1 protein-coding gene and 2 pseudogenes are annotated in these 4,852 nt (G+C 72.8%); all 3 read left to right on the top strand.

Features of this window, described 5'->3' with window-relative positions; genetic code table 11:
• Nucleotides 1–217 precede the first annotated feature (217 nt).
• The gene (selD, locus tag ACYC1Z_RS14225; protein WP_461410174.1) at nucleotides 218–1,198 is read left to right on the top strand and encodes a selenide, water dikinase SelD; all 981 of its coding nucleotides are present in this window, start codon (nucleotides 218–220) and stop codon (nucleotides 1,196–1,198) included.
• Between the two features lie 44 nt (nucleotides 1,199–1,242).
• A pseudogene (gene fdh / locus ACYC1Z_RS14220) lies at nucleotides 1,243–4,452 on the top strand (formate dehydrogenase); the annotation flags it as partial.
• Between the two features lie 232 nt (nucleotides 4,453–4,684).
• Nucleotides 4,685–4,852 (top strand): annotated as a pseudogene (locus tag ACYC1Z_RS14215) (4Fe-4S dicluster domain-containing protein); the annotation flags it as partial.

The raw sequence follows: 4,852 nt of genomic DNA, 5'->3' as shown, positions 1-4,852 counted from the left end.
GGACGGGAATCGAACCCGCCTGGCCGAGGTGCTCGGCCACAACGGTTTTGAGGACCGCGCCCATCACCAGACGAGGTACGCCTCCGCGGCCACCCTAGCGGTGCGGCCCCGCTCGCGGCATGCGTTCGCCGGGCCGCTCGGACGACGGCGGGTGCGTGGCGTCGTCGCCCGCTCGACGGGGCGGCGGATCGTCCCTACCCTGGTCCGGGTGACGACGATGTCCCCGCTGCGCCTGACCCAGTACGCCGCCGGTGGCGGCTGCGCCTGCAAGGTGCCGCCCGGCGAGCTCGAACGCCTCCTCGGCGGCCTGCTCCTGCCCGGCGGCGCGGACCTGCTCGTCGGCGTGGAGCACGGTGACGACGCCGCGGTGGTGCGCATCGACGGCGGCCGGGCGATCATCGTCACCGCGGACTTCTTCACCCCCGTGGTCGACGATCCCTACGACTGGGGCCGCATCGCCGCCACCAACGCCCTCTCGGACGTCTACGCCATGGGCGGCACCCCGCTCGTCGCCGTCAACCTGCTCTCCTGGCCGTGCGGGCGGATCCCCTTCGACGTCGCCGCCGAGGTGCTGCGCGGTGGGGCGGACGTCTGCGCCGCGGCGGGCACCTTCGTCGGCGGCGGCCACAGCGTGGACGATCCCGAGCCGAAGTACGGGCAGGCCGTCACCGGCCTCGCCGACGCCGACCGGCTGTTGCGCAACGACGCCGGCGAGGTGGGGCTGCCGCTGACGCTGACCAAGCCGCTCGGCCTCGGCGTCCTGAACAACCGGCACAAGGTCACCGGGGAACGTTTCGAGGAGGCCGTCGCGACCATGACCACCCTCAACCGCGACGCCTCCCGGGACGCCCTCGGCCTCGGCGTGCGCTGCGCCACCGACGTCACGGGTTTCGGTCTGCTGGGCCACCTGTTCAAGCTCGTCCGGGCCAGCGGGCTGAGCGCCGTCGTCGACGCCGCCGCCGTGCCGTACCTCGACGGGGCCCGGCAGTCCCTCGATGACGGCTTCGTCCCGGGCGGTAGCCGCCGGAACCTCGACTGGGTCCGGCCGCACGTGCGCTCGGCGGTGCGCGAGGACGAGCTGGTCCTCCTCGCCGACGCGCAGACCTCCGGCGGGCTGCTCGTGGCCGGCGAGATCCCCGGGTACCCGGTCGTCGGCGAGCTGGTGCCCGCGCGCGAGCACGCCATCGAGGTGCGGTAGCCCGCCGTCGGCGGCACGCTGGGTCCATCGGAGAGGAGATCGACATGGGTGCTCGCAAGGTGTTCCTCAGCTGGCCCGTGGTGCGCCAGGCCGTCGGCCCGGATCTGCTCGGGCGTGGCCCCGCCGCCCGTTCCCGGGCCACGGAGGAGCTCACCGCCCGCACCGTCACCGCCGATCGGGTCGCCCGCAGCGTGTGCCCCTACTGCGCCGTCGGCTGCGGGCAGCTGGTCTACGTCAAGGACGAGCAGGTCGTCCAGATCGAGGGCGACCCGGACAGTCCCATCTCCCGCGGCCGGCTGTGCCCCAAGGGCTCGGCCAGCAAGAGCCTCGTCACGGGGGCCGCCCGGCTCGACAAGGTCCGCTACCGCCGCCCGTACGGCACCGAGTGGGAGGAGCTCGACCTGACCGTCGCGATGGACATGATCGCCGACCGGGTGGTGCGCACCCGGGAGCGGACCTGGCAGGACCTCGACGCGAAGGATCGCAAGGTCCGGCGCACCCTCGGCTTCGCCAGCCTGGGCGGGGCGACGCTGGACAACGAGGAGAACTACCTCATCAAGAAGCTCTTCACCGCCCTCGGGGCGCTGCAGATCGAGAACCAGGCCCGCATTTGACACTCCGCCACGGTCCCCGGTCTGGGGACCAGCTTCGGTCGCGGGGGCGCCACCGGTTTCCAGCAGGACCTCGCCAACGCCGACTGCATCATCATCCAGGGCTCGAACATGGCGGAGGCCCACCCCGTGGGCTTCCAGTGGGTCATGGAGGCCAAGGCCCGGGGCGCCCGGGTCATCCACGTCGACCCCCGCTTCACCCGGACCAGCGCGCTCGCGGACACGTACGTGCCGCTGCGGGCCGGCACGGACATCGTGTTCCTGGGCGCGATCGTCAACTACGTGCTGAGCAACGACCTCGACTTCCGCGAGTACGTGCTCGCCTACACCAACGCCGCCACGATCCTCGACGAGGACTACGCCGACCCCGAGGACCTCGACGGGCTCTTCTCCGGCTTCGACGAGGGCACCCGCACCTACGACACGCGCAGCTGGCAGTACGCCGGCGACGATCGGGCGGCGCCCGGCGGGGGTGGCACCGCACGGAACCGTGACGCGGCCGGCCCCGTGCAGCACGAGGCCCACGGCGTCCAGGCGGCGGGCCGGCCCCCGCGGGACGAGACGCTCCAGCACCCGCGGTGCGTCTTCCAGGTGCTCAAACGACACTTCGCCCGGTACACACCCGAGCTCGTCGCGGCCACGTGCGGGGTGCCGCAGGAGCAGTTCCTGGCGGTCGCACGCGCCTGGGCGGAGAACTCCGGGCGCGAGCGGACGACGGCGCTGGTGTACAGCGTCGGCTGGACCCAGCACAGCGTGGGCGCGCAGTACATCCGCACCGGCGCCATCCTCCAGCTGCTGCTGGGCAACATGGGTCGGCCCGGTGGCGGCATCATGGCCATGCGCGGGCACGCCAGCATCCAGGGCTCCACGGACATCCCCACCCTGTTCAACCTCCTGCCCGGGTACCTCCCCATGCCCGAGGCCGAGGACCACCCGGACCTGAAGTCCTGGGTCGACAGCATCCGCCACCCCGGCGCCAAGGGGTACTGGGACGCTGCCGACGCCTACGCCGTCAGCCTCCTCAAGGCCTACTGGGGCGATGCGGCCACCGCGGAGAACGACTTCTGCTACGACTACCTGCCGCGCATGACCGGCGACCACGGCACGTACCGCACCGTGCTGGACATGATCGACGGGAAGGTCGAGGGATACTTCCTGCTCGGCCAGAACCCCGCCGTCGGCTCCGCGCACGGCCGTGCCCAGCGACTGGGCATGGCCCAGCTCGACTGGCTCGTGGTCCGGGACCTGTACGAGATCGAGAGCGCGACCTTCTGGAAGGACTCCCCGGAGATCGACACCGGCGAGATCGTCACCGAGGAGTGCGCCACCGAGGTCTTCCTCCTGCCGGCCGCCTCGCACGTGGAGAAGGAGGGCACCTTCACCCAGACCCAGCGGATGCTGCAGTGGCGGGAACGGGCCGTGGACCCGACCGGCGACCGGCGCTCGGAACTGTGGTTCTTCTACCACCTCGGCCGCCTGGTGCGCGAGCGGCTGGCCGGCTCCACTGATCCCAAGGACCGCCCCGTGCTCGACCTCACGTGGGACTACCCCACCGCGGGCGCCACCGAGGACCCCAGCGCCGCGGCCGTGCTCATGGAGATCAACGGCTACGAGGTGGCCACCCGCCGGCCGCTGTCCACGTTCACCCAGCTGCGGGCCGACGGGTCCACGGTGAGCGGCTGCTGGATCTACACCGGCGTCTACGCGGACGGCGTGAACCAGGCCGCCCGCCGCAGGCCCGGCACCGAGCAGAGCTGGGTCGCGCCCGAGTGGGGCTGGGTGTGGCCGGCGAACCGGCGGATCCTGTACAACCGCGCCTCCGCCGACCCGGACGGGCGCCCCTGGAGCGAACGCAAGGCCTACGTGTGGTGGGACGCCGCGGCAGGCCGGTGGACCGGGCACGACGTGCCGGACTTCGAGGTGGACAAGCCACCGTCCTACCGCCCGCCGGACGGCGCGGTCGGGGTGGCGGGCATCGCCGGCGACGACCCCTTCATCATGCAGGGGGACGGCAAGGGGGCCCTGTTCGTGACGCACGGCCTCGTCGACGGTCCGTTGCCCACCCACTACGAACCGGTGGAGTCCCCGTTCGCCAACGCGCTCTACGGCCAGCAGGCCAACCCCACGCGCATCGAGTACCGCCGCGGCGACAACCCGTTGAACCCCAGCCCGCCGCTCGCCGGCGGGGAGGTGTTCCCCTATGTCTTCACCACCAGTCGCCTCACGGAGCACCACACGGCCGGCGGGATGAGCCGCTTCGTGCCGTACCTGGCCGAGCTGCAGCCGGAGATGTTCATCGAGGTGTCCCCGGAGCTGGCGGCCGAGCGTGGGCTCGAGCACCTGGGCTGGTGCCACGTCGTCACCGCCCGAGCCGCCGTGGAGGGCCGTGTGCTCGTCACCGACCGGTTGGTGCCCCTGCGGGTCGAGGGCCGCACGGTGCACCAGGTGTGGCTGCCTTTCCACTGGGGCGGCAGCGGGCTGGTGCGTGGCGACTCGGCCAACGACCTGTTCGGCATCACGCTGGACCCCAACGTGCTCATCCAGGAGACCAAGGCCGGCACGTGCGACGTCCGGGCGGGACGGCGGCCCACCGGGCCCGACCTGCTGGTGTACGTGGCGGACTACCGACGGCGCGCGGGCGTGGTGGAGCACTACGCCCCGTTCGTGACCGCGCGCCGTGCCGGCGCGGGGGCCGGGAGCGGGGCCGACGACGGCACCCCCGGGCCGGGCACCGGTGGCGCCGGGCCGGGCACCGGGGGTAGCGGCGGCACCGGCGGCACCGGGCCGGGCACCGGTGGCAGCGGGCCGGGCGACGGTGGTAGCGGCACCGGGCAGCCGGGCACCGGGGGCAGCGGCGAGCAACGGGAGGGCACACATGGGTAGGAACAGCCTGTTCGGGCCGATCGACCCGGCCGGGGAAGCCGGCTACGTCTCCCCGCCCCCGCGTCAGGGGTTCTTCACCGACACCAGCGTGTGCATCGGCTGCAAGGCCTGCGAGGTGGCGTGCAAGGAGTGGAACCTCGTCCCCGAGGACGGGTACGAC

It is taken from the genome of Georgenia sp., assembly GCF_054605595.1.
The sequence above is the reverse complement of the archived record's forward strand: the minus strand, read 5'-3'. Positions and strand labels throughout refer to the sequence as shown.